Consider the following 15,604-nt stretch of genomic DNA (forward strand, 5'->3'; position numbering starts at 1 on the left):
TCCATCCCCTCTTTTCTATCATTCTATTATAGCTCAATTGAAATGTCTCATGACTTATTCGCCAAGAATAAAATCTCTTGCAAGGATCGCCATTTTTTCTTGAACCTCCTGTGGTTCTCCATCAAGTTGATACCCGATATGATAGACATAGCCGTTATAGTAAGAATAAAACTCATTGGCTCTAGTAGTCATTTGAAAGATTCGCTTATCCGTCTCATCATAATTATAATAAGTATATACATAACCTCGTTCTGGTGACATCTCCCGATAAAACAGGGGATTCATAAAATTTAAGCCTATATTCGAAACTTTCATCCCTAAAGTTTCTTCCATATTTTTAGACTTCACATAGCTCGCTAAGGGATTATACTTTACATTTGTCACGGTAAAATTAATAAATTGTAAATCCACCCCAGTGGAGGATTTTTTTTTATAGCTAAATTGAAATTGCGTTTGTTGGCTACCATCCTCCATTTTTGCTGAAATTGCATAGACCTCATGTATATTTGGTTGAAATGGTAAATTTTCAGGATCAGTGAGATGAACGACATCCTCCAGTGATGTTGCTACTGATTGCATCGCCTCTAAACCTTGAAGTGGTGCATAATATTGGATATGTTTTGCCTGACTTAAATAATTAGCAAGTGGAAAAAAATTACTGAATGCTGTGTCTTTGCCCTCCACTTCTGTTTGAAATAAATCTGTGAATGTAGGTGTTACCCCTTCATCCTGTGTAGCTAACTCGCCCATCGGTTTTGCAGCTTGCCATGCAATGAATAATAAAATAGAGCAGGTAATCATTATCGTAAGGGCACGATATGTCCATCTTGGCTTGGGCATAACAGGCTCTTGCTGAATTTGTTGTCGAACCTTATGAATAATGGCTTCCTTATGTGCTGAAACATCTTGTAGTACCTGCATTGTATGTTTATCCATGGAAAAGCACCTCCCACTCAATATGTTGTAACTCTATTTTTAATAGCTCCTTTCCTTTCTTTAAACGTGATTTCACAGTACCTTCAGGAATCGCAAGTAGCTCCGCAATCTCTTTAATCGTCATCTCCTCCAAGTAAAAATAGACAATTGCTTCTCGTGGTTTGAGAGGTAAGCTTAAAATGGCATCATCTAACAGTGCTTGTTCATCTTGACGAATCAGTGTGTCCGGCAATGTTGATTTTTGTTTGGTAAAAAATTTATGCTGAAATGTTATTTTTCTGTATGCCCAGCTTTTTAAATAATCTTTGCATTTATTGATTGTCATGCGGGCTAAGTATGCCTTCATTTCTCCTCGTTCCTCATATTGTTTTTGATGATAGAACTTAATAAACACATCCTGTACAATATCCTCGGCTATTTGTAAATCCTTTGTATAGTAATAAGCAATTCGAAACAATTGCTCCGTATGTATAGCCATTAACTGCTCGAATTTTTCATGATCAGACACGCCATCACCCTCCTTCTATACTATAAACGACTCCCAACCAGAAAAAGATTATTTTTCCAGATAGAAAAATACATAAAAAAACCGCCTCAACCATTTGAGACGGTTTACTGTTACTTTATAAATTTTCATCAATATATGTTTCGATATCAGAAGCTATCGTATCAATCGGTACATCTTCAATGTTTTCAGCATAACCATTATACATTTTGACGAGGACACCATCTTTATCGACTAAGAAAAATTGATTGCCATGAATGACTTGGTCACTGTTAGGGTCGTTTTTCACTAAAATCTTTGTATTTTTCACCGCAAATTGTTCGATATATTTCTGTGAATACCCTGTAAGAAGGTTCCATTTAGATTCATCTTGAACATTGTATTTACTAAGATAATCCGCTAACACATCTGGTTGATCAACATCTGGATCTACTGAAAAGGCAACGATGTTATAGTCCTCTACTCCTTTTTTCTGAAGCTTTTCTTGGACTTGTGCCATGTTTAATGACATGGGCGGGCAGATGGACACACAGTTTGTGAAAATATACATACCAATCCAAGGCTTACCTTTTAAGCTTTCAAGCGAAACCGTTTCACCACGTTGATTAACATGTTCAAAATCGGGTATTTCTAGACTATAATCTGCTTTAAATTTTGAGTTTCCACATGCGCCTAGCACAGATGCACAGGCTAACAGCAGCACTAGCCCTATTAATTTACGTTTCATGTCAACACTCTCCCTAACCTACACTATCCCCATCCTAACGTAGGTTGTAAGCGTTGACAAGAACTTCTAAGTGACAGCTTTCGTACATCTTTGTGAAATCCATTTCATTTTAATGAAACGAGTGCAGCATGAATCGCATCAAGCTTTACTTCGACGCGGTGCAATAAATAAAATGACACTAAAATCGGAAAACCGATATCGGATATCATGTTCAACCACTGTTCCATCCTTCTCCTCCTCTCTCACGATAAAAATGGTCTTTGCACTTCTCGTAGCAAAGACCATTGTTGAATTATTCTGTTACTACTTCAAATTCTGTGACTTGACGATCTACAATACGAGCTCCCTTGATGGCTGACAGTGCACCACCTTGCCCAGTAAAAACATTTTTAGCCATAATCGTTGCCATTGCCTGCTGAATGTCAGTCACCGTGATATTCGGCTTTGGTGCATCAATCGAAAGGGTTGTCGTTTTCCCATCAGTTGTGGCAAATTGTAATTCTAGAACTTGTGTCATTCTGTGATCCCTCCTTAAGATAAATCGTGTGTTTCCTGTTTCGCAATGCCAGCCAGTGATTGTGATGAAAGACTAGCAATAGCATAAGCAACAGCTAACAAATCGTCCGCGCTATGTGTGTTGTTAATATTTCGATACGATTTCGTGGTGAACGTAGGCTCATTGTTCTCATCATAGCCATCCACATACTTGAGACGCAGTATAGCATTTACAAAGTTAACATTAGCCATGTAGCATCACCTCCCTTCTGCACACTATATAAAGGCGAATTGCTAAAAAAGGGACATTAAGGATGAATTTTTTTTCGGAAGCTTTTATAATAGAGTGAGAGAAGGCAAAGAGGTGAACGATTTGTTACAAGGTTGGTTTTTATGGTTTATTTTATTTTGGGTTGTCGTCCTCATTTCATTGATGGCTATTGGCGGATTCTTCATGTTCCGCAAATTTTTAAAGGCACTCCCAAAGCAGGATGGAAAATCTGATTTAGATTGGCAAGAATATTATTTAGATAAAACTGTTCACTTGTGGGGACAAGCTGAAAAAGAATTACTCTATGAACTCGTAAGCCCCGTCCCTGAGCTTTTTAGACAAGTGGCGAAGGAAAAAATTGCAGGAAAAATTGGCGAGCTCGCATTAGAAGAAAAAGCAGCTGCCATTAACAATGACCTCATTATTCGCGGCTATATCCAAGCAACACCAAAACGCGATCACAAATTTTTACGCAAAAAATTAGAGCAAATGCAAATTGACATCTCCCCCTATGAACATCTATTCGAATGAGTAAACGCTGCACAAATCTTTGTGCAGCGTTTTTACTTAACTATGGGATTATTGTCCTAACCTGTGTTTTTAAGAAGCTTTCCTGCACTTTCCTAGCTTTATCCTCTTTAGTTGGACTTCTAGCCGCGCTTTGCTACCTCTATCCTCTACTTTTGAGGTTCTATCTGCTACTTTTAAGATGCTATCCTGCACTTTCCTAGCTTTATCCTCTTTATTTGGACCTCTAACCGCGCATTACTGCTCTATCCTCTACTTTTGAGTTTTTATCCGCCACTTTTATGAGGCTATCCTGCACTTTTCTAGCTTTATCCTCTTTAGTTGGACTTCTAACCGCGCTTTGCTGCTCTATCCTCTACTTTTGAGTTTTTATCCGCCACTTTTATGAAGCTATCCTGCACTTTTCTAGCTTTATCCTCTTTAGTTGGACTTCTAACCGCGCTTTGCTGCTCTATCCTCTACTTTTGAATTTTTATCCGCCACTTTTATGAAGCTATCCTGCACTTTGCTAGCTTTATCCTCTTTAGTTGGACCTCTATCCATGCTTTGCTGCTCTATCCTCTACTTTTGGGATTCTATCCGCCACTTTTATGAGGCTATCCTGCACTTTGCTAGCTTTTTCCTCTTTAGTTGGACTTCTAACCGCGCTTTGCTGCTCTATCCGCTACTTTTATGAAGCTATCCTCCACTTTGCTAGCTTTATCCTCTTCATTTGGACCTCTAGCCGCGCATTGCTGCTCTATCCTCTACTTTTGGGATTCTATCCGCCACTTTTATGAGGCTATCCTGCACTTTGCAAGCTTTATCCTCTTTTTTTGGACTTCTATCCGCGCTTTGCTGCTTTATCCGTCACTTTTATAAGGCTATCCAGTTCCTCCAGCGCTTAAATGCATAAAAAAACTACACTAGCTTCAGCACTAGTGTAGTTTTGGAATTGTTTTTTTGACGCGTTTAAACTGGATTAGCATTGCGATACGCCATGGTACTAACATGGCAAAGGCTAATATCCAGAACATACCTGCTAATTCACCGACATCGATGGAGCTACTTAAAATCATTTTCGCCACCACTCGGAATATTAACAATCCGATTAATATAAAAGCGAATGCTTTTGAACGTTTTAAATAAATATCTCGACCCTTTACTTCAAATTTAGAAGTAGCAATTAATATTGTCGAGAATACCATTCCTACAGCTGCCGCCTCTAAGATTTGCATCGGTGGTACACGGAATTGCTCGAATAAAAACATCAGTGCACCTGAGGACATCGCTATTGGTGGAATAATAATTTTCTTCTCATTTGTCGGCATTTTGGAAGCTCTCATTCGTATGACCATCACAAAGCTCCCCATAAGAATGGCCATAATGGTCGACCCTATAACATAATAGTGAGAAGGGATGCTGCTTAACATAAAAAAATCCTCCTCTAATGTCTAATTAACAATTTTGTCCAAGTAATTGATCAGCAACAGCCTTTAATCGTTCTGGCTCGAAAGGCTTTGTAATAAAATCCTTTGCCCCACTCTCAATCGCTTCTACGATTAATTTTTGCTGCCCTAATGCTGTTACCATAATGATTTTTGCATCTGGAAATTCTGGGATGATTTTTTTTACGGCTGCAATACCTGTCATAACGGGCATCGTTACATCCATTGTGACTAAATCTGGTTGTAACTCACGATACATCGCCACAGCTTCCTTACCATTTACTGCCTTACCGACTACCTCATAGCCCCATTCTGTAAACATATTACTGATTGCAACACGCATAAATAGCGTATCATCTACTACTAAAACTGTAGGCACATGTTCATCTCCCTCCACGTTAAAGTTCGGTATGCCTCTTTAGTTTAACAAATTAAAACCCTGTAAATCCACCGAAAATAGGCTGTAAAACGCGTGTAATATACGTTAAGCCATCAAAGAATAATAAAATCCCAACGGCAATCATGATGTAACCGCCGATTTTTACAATTTTCTGGCTGTGTGTACGAATCCAAGTCATTCGTGAAATGAAGAAAGATAGCACGAAGAATGGAATGGCGAATCCTAAATAATACGCAAACATATAGCTAAAGCCCGCACCTGGGTTTGTACTTGCTAACATGATAATCGATGCAAGGATTGGTCCTGTACATGGTGTCCAGCCTGCCGCAAAGGCAATACCAATTAAGACAGACCCAAAATAGCCAGATGGTCTATTTTTAAATTGGAACTTTCGATCCTTCATTAAGAAGTCTATCTGCAATAATCCCACAATCATTAAACCGAATACGACGATTAAAATAGCCCCAACCTGTCGTAATAATGTTTGATAATTTAGGAAGAATTCTGCTGCATATGAAGCACTTAGTCCAATAATGATAAAGATAATGGAAAAGCCTAGTAAAAAGAATAGTGTGTGGAAAATGGCACGTTTTTGTAGCATACCTTTTTCTGATTTTAGCTCATCTAATGTCATACCCGTTATGTACGATAAAAATGCTGGATATAGTGGAAGAGTACATGGTGAAATAAAACTTAAGAACCCTGCACCAAAAGCTAAAAATACGTTAATATCAGATCCCATATTTTTTATTCGCTCCTTACAGTTACTGCATCCATCGTACCAAAAAACAAAATAAAAAGCGCCCTTCTAGTTTGTGAACGTTTCATGGCAAAATGATGAGATTTTTGAGAAGTCCCACCAAGCTACTTCTGCATTATGCGCTCCTGTTGATTTTCTGTCAACAAAATCCGCCAATCTTCCCCCTTATTCAAAAAGAGTATAGCTAATTTTTCTACCTTTTTCTTGACAGTGTCGATTACTTGTCATTAATGTTGAAAGAAGCTTCTGTTTTTCATAGACACTATCACGCCCATGTTATAGTAAGAAACTATTTATTTTACACTCATCTTTTAAATCATCTGGATATACAGTCATCAGATGACCTTATTATATGTTTCATTATTATTTCTTTAAATTTCGACAGTCCTCTACTCTACACAAAGTGTTCATGGTAAACCATGAGTAAATGACTTATTTTCATGTATAATGATGATAGCAAATGAGCGAAAAAAGAGGTGTAGCCCTTGGAATTAAGAAAGATTAGACCAAAAAAGATCTATGAAGAAGTATCCGAAATCTTGCATGAAAAAATAAGAGCTGGTGTCCTAAAGCCAGGTGATCGGCTTGACTCAGTTGAGCAGCTTGCCGAGCAATTACAAGTGAGTCGTTCCGCTGTACGGGAGGCATTATCTGCATTAAAAGCAATGGGATTGATTGAAATCAAACAAGGCTCTGGAACGTTTGTCAAAAGTGTGCCAGCCCATCAGCTTGACTTTCCTTTATCCACCGCTATGTTAACGAATAGACAGGATATTGCTCATTTACTAGAAGTGCGCAAAATTATTGAAGTGGGAGCAGCAGGACGTGCAGCCCTCCAACGTACAGATCAGGATATTCAGGCAATGGTACAAATTTTAGAGGATATGAAGCAGGCACATGGTGATGGCGAGCTTGGTGAAAAAGCAGATTATCAATTTCATGCAGCAATTTCCAATGCCTCTCAAAATCCCCTACTCACTACAATTTTAGATCAAATTTCTGGTTTAATGATCGAAACGATGAAAGAGACACGGCGAATTTGGTTGTATTCACAAAAAACAACGAGCGAACAATTATATGATGAACATATGCAGATTTTCCTCGCGATTAAACAGCAAAACGAAGAGCTAGCCAAACATGCAATGGCATCTCATTTAAGCAACGTTGAAAAAGTGCTATTACAATATTTCGAAACAACAGAATCCAATTCACACTAAACACTATCTAGTACAAGCTAGGTAGTTTTTCTTTTCTGAAAATTCATAAAAAAAACGTTTTCACTTTTTCAAATTTGTTGTAAGATTAAATTATCGAAAAGTCATCTGATGACCAGTTGTTTATAAAAGGAGCGATGAAATATGAAAGTCACACTATTCGCCACTTGCTTAGTGGATATGTTTCAAGGGGATGTGGGAAAAGCAGTTGTTGAAGTATTAGAAAGACTTGGCTGTGACATCGACTTTCCAGAGGATCAAATTTGCTGTGGACAGCCTGCTTACAATAGCGGCTATGTCGAAGAATCGAAAAATGCGATGAAAAAAATGATCACAGCCTTTGAGCATGCTGAATATGTAGTCTCTCCCTCTGGTTCCTGCGCTTATATGTTGAAGGAATATCCAGAAGTTTTTAAAGGAGACCCCATATGGGAGCCAAAAGCGCAAGCATTAGCAGCTAAAACCTATGAATTCACAGAGTTTATTGTCAACGTATTAAAGATAGAAGATGTAGGAGCGTATCTAGAAGGTAAAGCTACTTATCATACGTCATGCCATATGACAAGATTACTTGGTGTAACAGAGGCACCCTTCCAATTATTAAAGAACGTCAAGGGCTTGCATTATGTGGATCTCCCTGGTAAGGATCGATGCTGCGGATTTGGTGGCACATTTTCAGTTAAAATGGGCAATATTTCTGGAGAAATGGTCAATGAAAAAGTACTGAATGTGGAAGAAACAGGCGCTGACATTTTGATAGGAGCTGACGCAGGCTGCTTATTGAATATCGGTGGTCGCATTCAACGTCAGGGTAAGCCAATTAAAGTGATGCATATTGCAGAAGTGTTAAATTGCCGATAAAAGGGGGAAATAAACATGGCCATGAAAACAAGTGATGATCGGTTTCAACAACGTGTCACGAAAGAGCTAGATAATCAGTTTATGCGTCGTGCGGTTTCGAGTGCCCAAGAACGTTTTCAAACACGTCGCCTTCAACAAGCAGAGGAATTAGGACATTGGGAAGAATGGCGTTCTCATGGAGAGGAAATTCGCAAGCATGTTTTAGCAAATCTTGATTATTACCTTTATCAATTAAGTGAAAATGTTGCCAAACGAGGTGGGCATGTGTTCTTTGCGCAAACTGCACAGGAAGCAACCGACTATATTCAAAGCATTGCTAAAAAGAAAAATGCAGCAAAAATTGTGAAATCCAAATCAATGGTAACAGAAGAAATTAACTTAAATACGGCTTTAGAAGCGCTTGGTTGTGAAGTGATTGAGACAGACCTAGGTGAATATATTTTGCAGGTGGCAGATCACGAGCCCCCTTCGCATATTGTGGCGCCAGCCTTGCATAAAAATAAGGAGCAAATTCGAGATGTTTTTAAGGAAAAACAAGGCTACAGTCAAACAGAAAAGCCAGAGGAACTTGCCCTTTATGTACGTGAAAAATTAAGACAGGAATATTTAACAGCCGATATTGGTATTACAGGCTGTAATTTTGCTATTGCTGAAAGTGGATCGATTACACTCGTTACGAATGAGGGCAATGCTGATTTAGTAACAGCGCTACCAAAAACACAAATCACAGTTATGGGAATGGAAAGAATAGTTCCTACATTTGAAGAAATGGAGGTCCTTGTTAGTTTATTAACAAGAAGTGCTGTCGGTCAAAAGCTAACGAGCTATATTACAACGTTAACAGGCGTAAAGGACGAAGAGGATACGGATGGACCAGAGGAATTTCATTTAGTTATTGTTGATAATGGACGCTCGGCTATTTTAGGTAGTGAATTCCAGCCTATTTTACAATGCATTCGCTGTGCTGCCTGTGTTAATGCTTGCCCTGTCTATCGTCATGTTGGTGGGCATACGTATGGCTCTATCTACTCTGGACCTGTAGGTGTTGTGCTCTCTCCACTTTTAGGAGGCTACGATGATTTTAAAGAACTGCCCTATGCTTCTACATTGTGCGGTGCTTGTACAGATGCATGCCCTGTTAAAATTCCATTACATCAGCTCATTCATCGCCATCGTCAGGTTATTGTTGAAAATGAGGGCAAGGCACCTATCTCTGAAAAGCTTTTAATGAAGGCATTTGGTCTAGGGGCTTCCTCCCCTACCCTTTATAAAATGGCGACAAAAATGGCTGCACCTGCCATGTCTCCATTTATCAAAAACAAGACTATTTCTAATGGTCCAGGCCCATTAAAAGCATGGACTGAGGCAAGGGATTTCCCTGCACCAAGTAAAGACAGCTTTAGAGACTGGATGAAGCATCGTACAAAAGGAGGCGGGCAATAATGACTGGTATGATTCAGCGTCGAGAAACATTTTTAGCAAATATTGCGAAGCAGCTCGGACGTTCGCCTAAGACAGAACTACCACGACCAACTTGGCAGTATCAGCCACAAGATCGTGTGCTCAAAGATGCGACAAAGGATGAATTGGTGGAAATATTAATTAAGCAGTGTGCCAACATCCATACCAATATTGTCATTTCTAATACTGCGACACTTCCAGAGGATTTACAGGACGTTGTTGACAAGTATGGAGGTCAGTCTGTTATTACATGGAAGGATAAACGGTTCCAGGACTACGGATTATCCGCACTTATGAACGAACAATGGCCACAAGCCAATATTCAGCTTTATGAATGGGATTCACAGCAACCTGAGGAAAATATCCGTCAAGCTGAAAAAGCTAATATTGGCGTGACAATTAGTGAAATGACGTTAGCAGAATCGGGAACTGCCGTGCTTTTTAGTAGCAAAGATAGAGGGAGAAGCATTAGCTTTTTACCTGAAAAGTCGATCATTATCATTCCTAAAAGTACAATTGTGCCTCGTATGACACAGGCAGCTCGTTGGATTAGTGAAAAAATCCGTCAGGGTGAAAAAATTGCTTCCTGTATCAACTTTGTTACGGGACCAAGTAACTCAGCCGATATCGAAATGATTCTTATCGTTGGTGTCCATGGCCCTATTCAAGCAACCTATATTGTTATTGATGATCAGTAAAGGCATTTCACCGCATGCCTGTTCTTGTTGTTGAAAAAGATGATGTCAACTGCAGAAAAAGCAACTTTGCAAGGTGAGGGGTTGATTTCCGTTCCGCCAGCGTCCTTTCCAGGGGGCGTCCGATGAGCCGCTTCACTCACTTCCGTTCGCTCCAGGGTCTCCTCTGTGACGCTCAATCCCCTAGGAGTGACGCTGGCTCCACTCCAATCAACCATTCTGCAAAAGGGGCTTTTCCTTATCTTTCATACTAGCTAGCCGTAGTAATCAAATTAGCCTATTAAAAGAAAAAATGTTAGACCAAGATATAATTAGTCTAACATTTTTTTGATTTAGGAAGGCATATTTAACTTCTTAAAGTGAAAAAGCTAATATCCATTTTTATTGTTTTTCAATATAATCGAGTTCTGTCCCAGCCTCGTTATTTTAAGTTGTTGTGTTCGCGACCCCTTCTGGGAGAGCTGCTTTTTCATAATACTCTGGATGTGCCTCTTTTAAAATAGATGAGCGTAGCATCACAAGTGAAATGATAATAATAATGACACTCGTTACTGGTAAAATAATAGTTGCTGGTAATGTATCATATAACATGCCATAGACTACCATACCAATCGGCATCATGGACATCGCCATCGTCTCCATTAGCCCAAAAACACGCCCACGGTACTCTTCCGCAATGATTTTTTGCAAATACACCCCGATGGGCATATTTATCCCCATTTCGAAAATTGCGAAAATAAAGTAAATGATGAGATAGAAGATCACAATAGCTATATAGGAAAAATCAGTAACTAAAGGGATGACTGCTAAGCCAACACTTCCCGCCAATAGTAATAAGCTGATTTTCGAAAAGCGTAAAGGTACCTTTACTTCAGATCTTGTTGCGAAATAAAGGGATGCTAAGAGCATACCTAATGCACCAGACGCTTCAATAAAGCCAAAGTGTGTGGATTCTACTTTTAGCAATTCAATAATGATGTACGTTCCTCCAACAGCGATGGCAGAAAAGAATAGGTTGATCCACAATGCTACCCACATAATGGTCTTAATGACGTTACGTTGCTTGATATAATGAAAACCACTTTTCAGCCCTCCCCACATCTTTTCTTTTTTCGTATCTTCCCCTCTTGTACTATAAAGGTTAAAATCCATTGTTGCCTCTAAACAAAAGGCAATCGCATAGGCCACCATATTCACCATTAAAAATACATCCATATTAAAAAATCCATACATCATACCACCAATGACTGGTCCTCCAATTGCAGCTACGGACATTGACATTTGGTTAAATGACATCGCACGTTGTAATCTCTCTGGATTGACAAGTGTGGCAATTGCTGATGAAAACGTTACACCAGAAAAGGCTGAGCAAATCGTATTAAAAACAGTAGCTATGTATATAGCATAAACGGACATTCCTACTGTTTCTGTATAAAGCAGTAATCCCCCTACTGTCAAAATGGTTCCTGCCTGTGCTATTAATATTGTGCGTTTTTTTGAAAAATTATCTGCGACATAGCCTGCTAAGGGTGCCACAAGTGCGCGTGGTAATACTGAACAAATCATATTGGTAGCGAAGCTCATTGCCGACCCAGTCATCGCTAAAATATACAAGCTAATACCGAATGCCATGACGTTTGCACCTAACATGGCAATCATTTTACTCGCCGTGAACGTCCATAAGTGATAGGTCGCCTTTTTTAATTTTTCCGCTTCATTCATCTAAATCCCTCCATTATTTAACTAAATTAAAAAGTTTAATTATGTTAAACAAAATATACCACAGCTCCCTCTTTTCATGCAAGCAAAAGTTTAATATAATTAAACAAAAGGAGGCGAGGCAGTGGACTCTTTAGGCACACGAATTCGCAAATTAAGGAAAGAACAAAAATTAACATTAGAGGCACTTGCCGGTGATCGTCTAACTAAAGGAATGTTAAGCCAAATAGAAAATGATAAGGCTAAGCCTTCTATGGAAAGCCTTGACTATATTGCTGAACGTTTAGGTGTAAAAGCTAGTGAATTACTGGAAGAAGTAACCCCATCCTCCATACGCCAGCTATTAGAGCAGGTGGAAAGTTTATTTGCAGAAGTAAAACGTGGTGATGCTCATCATCATCAAGAAATTGTCGATTTAATTAAGCCGTCTGTGGAGGGCCTGCCTCAAAGTTATGAAGCTGGCCGTTTATTGTATATTTACGCAGATGCCCAGTATGAAGCTGGATTAACAACATGGGAAGTCCCGCTTCAGCAAGCCCGCACTATTTTTAAGGAAATTAATTTACTCAGCCATTGGTTCAAAACCTTTATCCTCGAGATGGCTATTTTAGCAGCAAAACGTCAATATACATTGGCGTACGATCGTATCTTACAGGCAAAGGAAATTATCGAACAAGAGGACTATCAGCTCGATTCTCGTGATGCCTTATTAATGACTTATTATACAAGTATTTTCCAACTTGCAATTGGTGAGCATGAGGAAGGGAAAAAATTAATTCAAGAGACGATTGCCAATGCTCATAAAAACCAACTGTTCTATCAGATTGATAATATGTACAGAATTGGTGCCTATTGTGCCATGATTGATCGTGATTTTGAACAAACCAATCATATGTTTATGAAACTGGAGCAATATCAGGCATTTGCTGAACGTGTTGAGGTTGATGCTTTTATTTTTGTATTGAAGGCACATTATTGTAATAATTACAGCAATAATTATGAGCAGGCTCTGATTGAAATAGAACGTTTTTATCAGCTTAGACACGATGATTATTTAGACAAGCTAGATCCAAACTTTTACTATGCTGAAAAAGGAAAATCCTTATATTTACTTGGACAATATGAGGAGGCGAAGGCTGCATTCGAACAGTATAAACACAGACCGATCTATATTAATCATCCATATGATATTTTAAGCTTAAATGAATGCTTTTCCTATAAAGCCCTTTGCTATGCACATTTTGGTGAGCTAACAACAGCCTATGAAATTGCAAAAATGGCCTATACAGATTCACTGGATTTAGTGGATTTGCCCTATAAACGAAAAATTGAGGAAGTCTATCGAACGATTAAGGCACAGATTGATTCCATAAATTAATTAATAAAGGGATTGCACGAGGCTGTGCAATCCCTTGTTTTTATTGCTGACGATCACTCTTTATTTGTTTATGGATTTTGCGTAACGCTTTTTTCGACCCACGTTCGATATCGTGCTGAAGCTTCCGATCCTGATAGTCTACAAATAATGTCTCTAAATCATATCCTTCAGGGTATAACTCTGTTGCAGGTAATTCAAGGGCAAGCCGCTTTACATTGACCTCTAGTATTTGCCCCTGATAGAATACGCTGACATTATTGTACGGATTCATTTCTTCATATACCAATCCCACATCATCATAGTCCAATAATTTCACACGATCCCCCTTTGCAAATGTATAAGCCGCTGCCAAGCTTTTTTTCTCTTCTTTAGGCTTTCGAATTTTACTGTCCTGAACGATCGTCAGTTGATATTGTTTATTATTTATATAATCCTTTGCTCTTTGTAAAACAGCTTCTCGGACATTCATTTTTTTAGAAATCCATAAGGCATTGCTTTCTCCAGAGGTGCCGATGAGTAATTGGTACAAAGGCTCTAATGTATCAGCATGGAAGCGCATTGCCGCATTCATAAAATCAGGATGCATTTCAGAAAATCGTTTAATTTCACCATAATGTGTAGTTGCCACAGTTATACAGCCCATTTGATAAAATTCTTCTAATATCGCAATGGCTAGTGCAGCTCCTTCATTTGGCTCTGTTCCACTGCCAATTTCATCAAACAGTAAGAGTGTATGATTATTAGCAGCTCTCATAATATCGGAAAGATTTTTCATATGAGAAGAAAACGTACTAAGTGCATTCTCTATACTTTGATTATCGCCAATATCAACAAAGATATGATCAAATACAGCCATTTCCGTTCCTTCGTCCGCTACAATATGGAAGCCCGACATCGTAGCTAATGTTAAAAGGCCAATGGTTTTCAACACAACTGTTTTCCCACCAGCGTTTGGACCTGTAATAATTAAGCTACGGTAGTCTTTCGCGATGGAAAATTGAAGAGGTACCGCATTTCCTGGTAGTAATGGATGCTTACCATTGATTAGTTGAATATAACCGTAATCATTTATACGTGGCTCCCTACCACCAATTTGTCTACTGAACTTCGCTTTGGCAAAAACCATATCGTATTGACTAATCAACTCCATGTTAATGGTGATGGCATGAAGATGTTCCATCAATAGCCCTGATAAAGACGCTAAAATCTGGTATTCCTCCACGGCTTCCTCAGCCTTTAAGGTAGCTAATTCTACATTTAATTTAGCGACAACACTTGGCTCCATAAAAACGGTTGCCCCTTTTGAGGAAATTTCAACGACCGTACCCTGTACATGATTTTTATAGGTCGCCTTAATCGGAATCGTATAGCGATCATCCTTTTGACTAATAAAAAATTCCTGAATATACGGTTTATTAGCACTGTTATTTAAAAATTTCGTTAAACGTTCTTTAATTTTTTCCTCTGTCGTTTCCATTTGATGTCGGATGCGTTTTAATTCACGACTAGCAGCCGAATCTACACGATTGGCTTTGATCGCAAAATTAATTTCCTCCTCCACGCTTTTAAATTCAGCCATAGAATGAGCGTAAGAGGAAAGAACAGGCGCAAAAAATGCCTTATCTAACATAAATTTTTTGATGTTGCGGCAGCCTCGTAAAAAATCAGAGATACTCACTAGCTCACTGGGATCTAGAAGCATTCCCTTTTCAAGCTTCTTCATAATATGCTCAATATTCGATACCCCTAAAAACGGAACATGCCCCTCTGCATCCAATATTGCACGAGCTTCTGTTGTTTCATTCAACCGATTTTTTACCACTGCTAAGTTTGAGCTTGGCATTAATTTATCTAAAAGCTGTTTGCCTAACCCGCTGACACAATAGGATTTAACGATGTCCTTTAATTCATGATATTGTAATTTTTCAAGTGTAGTATTATTCATTTCTTTTTGCTCCTCATTGTAATGTTTTATCATACATGAAGATACCTACCCAATAATAGATAGCAATGATGGTTTAAACAAAATAAAAAAGCTGTGAGGAATCCCCACAGCTCTATCTTTAAAAGGCGCGTTTTCCTGGCATCACAAATAACACTTCAGCTAATTGAAGTATCTATCCTATCTGCCACGCTTAATAAAGTATTGTAGGTATCTACATAGGTTGTTGAAATAGATCCATGACAAAATAAGGGGTGTTTATAACATGTATCCCCTGCTGTCGTC

General features: G+C 38.7%; 17 protein-coding genes. 6 read left to right on the top strand and 11 right to left on the bottom strand.

What is annotated here, in order from left to right; genetic code table 11:
• Positions 1 to 54: 54 nt before the first annotated feature.
• From AAJG31_RS05135 to AAJG31_RS05160, 6 genes are all read right to left on the bottom strand, one after another.
• Entirely contained in the window at positions 55 to 936 is an 882-nt protein-coding gene (locus tag AAJG31_RS05135; RefSeq protein ID WP_279494590.1) for a hypothetical protein, read from the bottom strand.
• Positions 929 to 1,444 carry a sigma-70 family RNA polymerase sigma factor gene (locus AAJG31_RS05140; RefSeq protein ID WP_048390207.1) on the bottom strand — a complete coding sequence of 172 codons (516 nt, stop codon included), beginning with the start codon at positions 1,442 to 1,444 and terminating at the stop codon, positions 929 to 931. The genes AAJG31_RS05135 and AAJG31_RS05140 overlap by 8 nt, the downstream gene beginning before the upstream one ends.
• 115 nt (positions 1,445 to 1,559) lie before the next feature.
• On the bottom strand, positions 1,560 to 2,168 hold the full coding sequence (locus AAJG31_RS05145) for an SCO family protein (RefSeq protein WP_279494589.1): 609 nt from the start codon (positions 2,166 to 2,168) through the stop codon (positions 1,560 to 1,562).
• A 104-nt stretch (positions 2,169 to 2,272) separates the two neighbouring features.
• Positions 2,273 to 2,395, bottom strand: a complete 123-nt coding sequence (locus AAJG31_RS05150) for a YvrJ family protein (protein ID WP_004229459.1) — start codon at positions 2,393 to 2,395, stop codon at positions 2,273 to 2,275.
• Positions 2,396 to 2,460: 65 nt separating this feature from the next.
• The gene (locus tag AAJG31_RS05155) at positions 2,461 to 2,685 is read right to left on the bottom strand and encodes a DUF2922 domain-containing protein (RefSeq protein ID WP_048390203.1); all 225 of its coding nucleotides are present in this window, start codon (positions 2,683 to 2,685) and stop codon (positions 2,461 to 2,463) included.
• A 14-nt stretch (positions 2,686 to 2,699) separates the two neighbouring features.
• Entirely contained in the window at positions 2,700 to 2,915 is a 216-nt protein-coding gene (locus tag AAJG31_RS05160; protein WP_279494587.1) for a DUF1659 domain-containing protein, read from the bottom strand.
• Between the two features lie 121 nt (positions 2,916 to 3,036).
• Here AAJG31_RS05160 and AAJG31_RS05165 point away from each other — a divergent pair, with 121 nt between their 5' ends.
• Positions 3,037 to 3,465: a DUF2621 domain-containing protein gene (locus tag AAJG31_RS05165; RefSeq protein WP_004229468.1), complete on the top strand. Its 429-nt coding sequence runs from the start codon at positions 3,037 to 3,039 to the stop codon at positions 3,463 to 3,465.
• 914 nt (positions 3,466 to 4,379) lie between these two features.
• Here the strand turns inward: AAJG31_RS05165 and AAJG31_RS05170 are convergent.
• Genes AAJG31_RS05170 through AAJG31_RS05180 form a run of 3 tightly spaced genes read right to left on the bottom strand, consistent with a single transcriptional unit; the run spans position 4,380 to position 6,031 of the window.
• Positions 4,380 to 4,874 carry a cytochrome c biogenesis protein CcdC gene (locus tag AAJG31_RS05170; protein WP_004229470.1) on the bottom strand — a complete coding sequence of 165 codons (495 nt, stop codon included), beginning with the start codon at positions 4,872 to 4,874 and terminating at the stop codon, positions 4,380 to 4,382.
• Between the two features lie 25 nt (positions 4,875 to 4,899).
• Entirely contained in the window at positions 4,900 to 5,286 is a 387-nt protein-coding gene (locus AAJG31_RS05175) for a response regulator (protein ID WP_004229473.1), read from the bottom strand.
• A 34-nt stretch (positions 5,287 to 5,320) separates the two neighbouring features.
• Positions 5,321 to 6,031: a cytochrome c biogenesis protein CcdA gene (locus AAJG31_RS05180; RefSeq protein ID WP_016995208.1), complete on the bottom strand. Its 711-nt coding sequence runs from the start codon at positions 6,029 to 6,031 to the stop codon at positions 5,321 to 5,323.
• Between the two features lie 503 nt (positions 6,032 to 6,534).
• Between AAJG31_RS05180 and AAJG31_RS05185 the strand changes: the two genes are divergently transcribed.
• The 4 genes from AAJG31_RS05185 to AAJG31_RS05200 all read left to right on the top strand — a co-directional run bounded on the left by AAJG31_RS05185 (position 6,535) and on the right by AAJG31_RS05200 (position 10,283).
• Positions 6,535 to 7,266: a FadR/GntR family transcriptional regulator gene (locus AAJG31_RS05185; RefSeq protein WP_131519810.1), complete on the top strand. Its 732-nt coding sequence runs from the start codon at positions 6,535 to 6,537 to the stop codon at positions 7,264 to 7,266.
• Between the two features lie 141 nt (positions 7,267 to 7,407).
• Complete coding sequence (locus AAJG31_RS05190) at positions 7,408 to 8,124, top strand: (Fe-S)-binding protein (protein ID WP_115673934.1); 717 nt, start codon at positions 7,408 to 7,410, stop codon at positions 8,122 to 8,124.
• A 15-nt stretch (positions 8,125 to 8,139) separates the two neighbouring features.
• On the top strand, positions 8,140 to 9,567 hold the full coding sequence (locus AAJG31_RS05195) for a LutB/LldF family L-lactate oxidation iron-sulfur protein (protein WP_066038256.1): 1,428 nt from the start codon (positions 8,140 to 8,142) through the stop codon (positions 9,565 to 9,567).
• Positions 9,567 to 10,283 (top strand): lactate utilization protein C, encoded by a 717-nt coding sequence (locus tag AAJG31_RS05200; protein WP_066038257.1) that lies wholly within the window; start codon positions 9,567 to 9,569, stop codon positions 10,281 to 10,283. Before AAJG31_RS05195 ends, AAJG31_RS05200 begins: the two co-directional genes overlap by 1 nt.
• A 423-nt stretch (positions 10,284 to 10,706) precedes the next feature.
• Here AAJG31_RS05200 and AAJG31_RS05205 read toward each other — a convergent pair whose 3' ends face one another.
• The gene (locus AAJG31_RS05205) at positions 10,707 to 12,002 is read right to left on the bottom strand and encodes an MFS transporter (protein WP_259948713.1); all 1,296 of its coding nucleotides are present in this window, start codon (positions 12,000 to 12,002) and stop codon (positions 10,707 to 10,709) included.
• A gap of 121 nt (positions 12,003 to 12,123) precedes the next feature.
• On the opposite strand from AAJG31_RS05205, the gene AAJG31_RS05210 reads away from it, so the two are divergent.
• Complete coding sequence (locus AAJG31_RS05210; protein WP_259948710.1) at positions 12,124 to 13,377, top strand: helix-turn-helix transcriptional regulator; 1,254 nt, start codon at positions 12,124 to 12,126, stop codon at positions 13,375 to 13,377.
• 40 nt (positions 13,378 to 13,417) lie between these two features.
• On the opposite strand, the gene AAJG31_RS05215 is transcribed toward AAJG31_RS05210, so the two are convergent.
• Positions 13,418 to 15,322: an endonuclease MutS2 gene (locus AAJG31_RS05215; protein WP_279494583.1), complete on the bottom strand. Its 1,905-nt coding sequence runs from the start codon at positions 15,320 to 15,322 to the stop codon at positions 13,418 to 13,420.
• Between the last annotated feature and the right edge of the window lie 282 nt (positions 15,323 to 15,604).

It is taken from the genome of Lysinibacillus sp. BS3 (genome assembly GCF_039614735.1).
Classification (GTDB): Bacteria; Bacillota; Bacilli; order Bacillales_A; family Planococcaceae; genus Lysinibacillus; species Lysinibacillus capsici.

Bases quoted from the DNA above. Each gene is read 5' to 3' on its own strand.
- AAJG31_RS05135 (WP_279494590.1), bottom strand. From the start codon at position 936: ATGGATAAACATACAATGCAGGTACTACAAGATGTTTCAGCACATAAG.
- AAJG31_RS05145 (WP_279494589.1), bottom strand. From the start codon at position 2,168: ATGAAACGTAAATTAATAGGGCTAGTGCTGCTGTTAGCCTGTGCATCT.
- AAJG31_RS05150 (WP_004229459.1), bottom strand. From the start codon at position 2,395: ATGGAACAGTGGTTGAACATGATATCCGATATCGGTTTTCCGATTTTA.
- AAJG31_RS05155 (WP_048390203.1), bottom strand. From the start codon at position 2,685: ATGACACAAGTTCTAGAATTACAATTTGCCACAACTGATGGGAAAACG.
- AAJG31_RS05160 (WP_279494587.1), bottom strand. From the start codon at position 2,915: ATGGCTAATGTTAACTTTGTAAATGCTATACTGCGTCTCAAGTATGTG.
- AAJG31_RS05170 (WP_004229470.1), bottom strand. From the start codon at position 4,874: ATGTTAAGCAGCATCCCTTCTCACTATTATGTTATAGGGTCGACCATT.
- AAJG31_RS05180 (WP_016995208.1), bottom strand. From the start codon at position 6,031: ATGGGATCTGATATTAACGTATTTTTAGCTTTTGGTGCAGGGTTCTTA.
- AAJG31_RS05190 (WP_115673934.1), top strand. From the start codon at position 7,408: ATGAAAGTCACACTATTCGCCACTTGCTTAGTGGATATGTTTCAAGGG.
- AAJG31_RS05195 (WP_066038256.1), top strand. From the start codon at position 8,140: ATGGCCATGAAAACAAGTGATGATCGGTTTCAACAACGTGTCACGAAA.
- AAJG31_RS05200 (WP_066038257.1), top strand. From the start codon at position 9,567: ATGACTGGTATGATTCAGCGTCGAGAAACATTTTTAGCAAATATTGCG.
- AAJG31_RS05205 (WP_259948713.1), bottom strand. From the start codon at position 12,002: ATGAATGAAGCGGAAAAATTAAAAAAGGCGACCTATCACTTATGGACG.
- AAJG31_RS05215 (WP_279494583.1), bottom strand. From the start codon at position 15,322: ATGAATAATACTACACTTGAAAAATTACAATATCATGAATTAAAGGAC.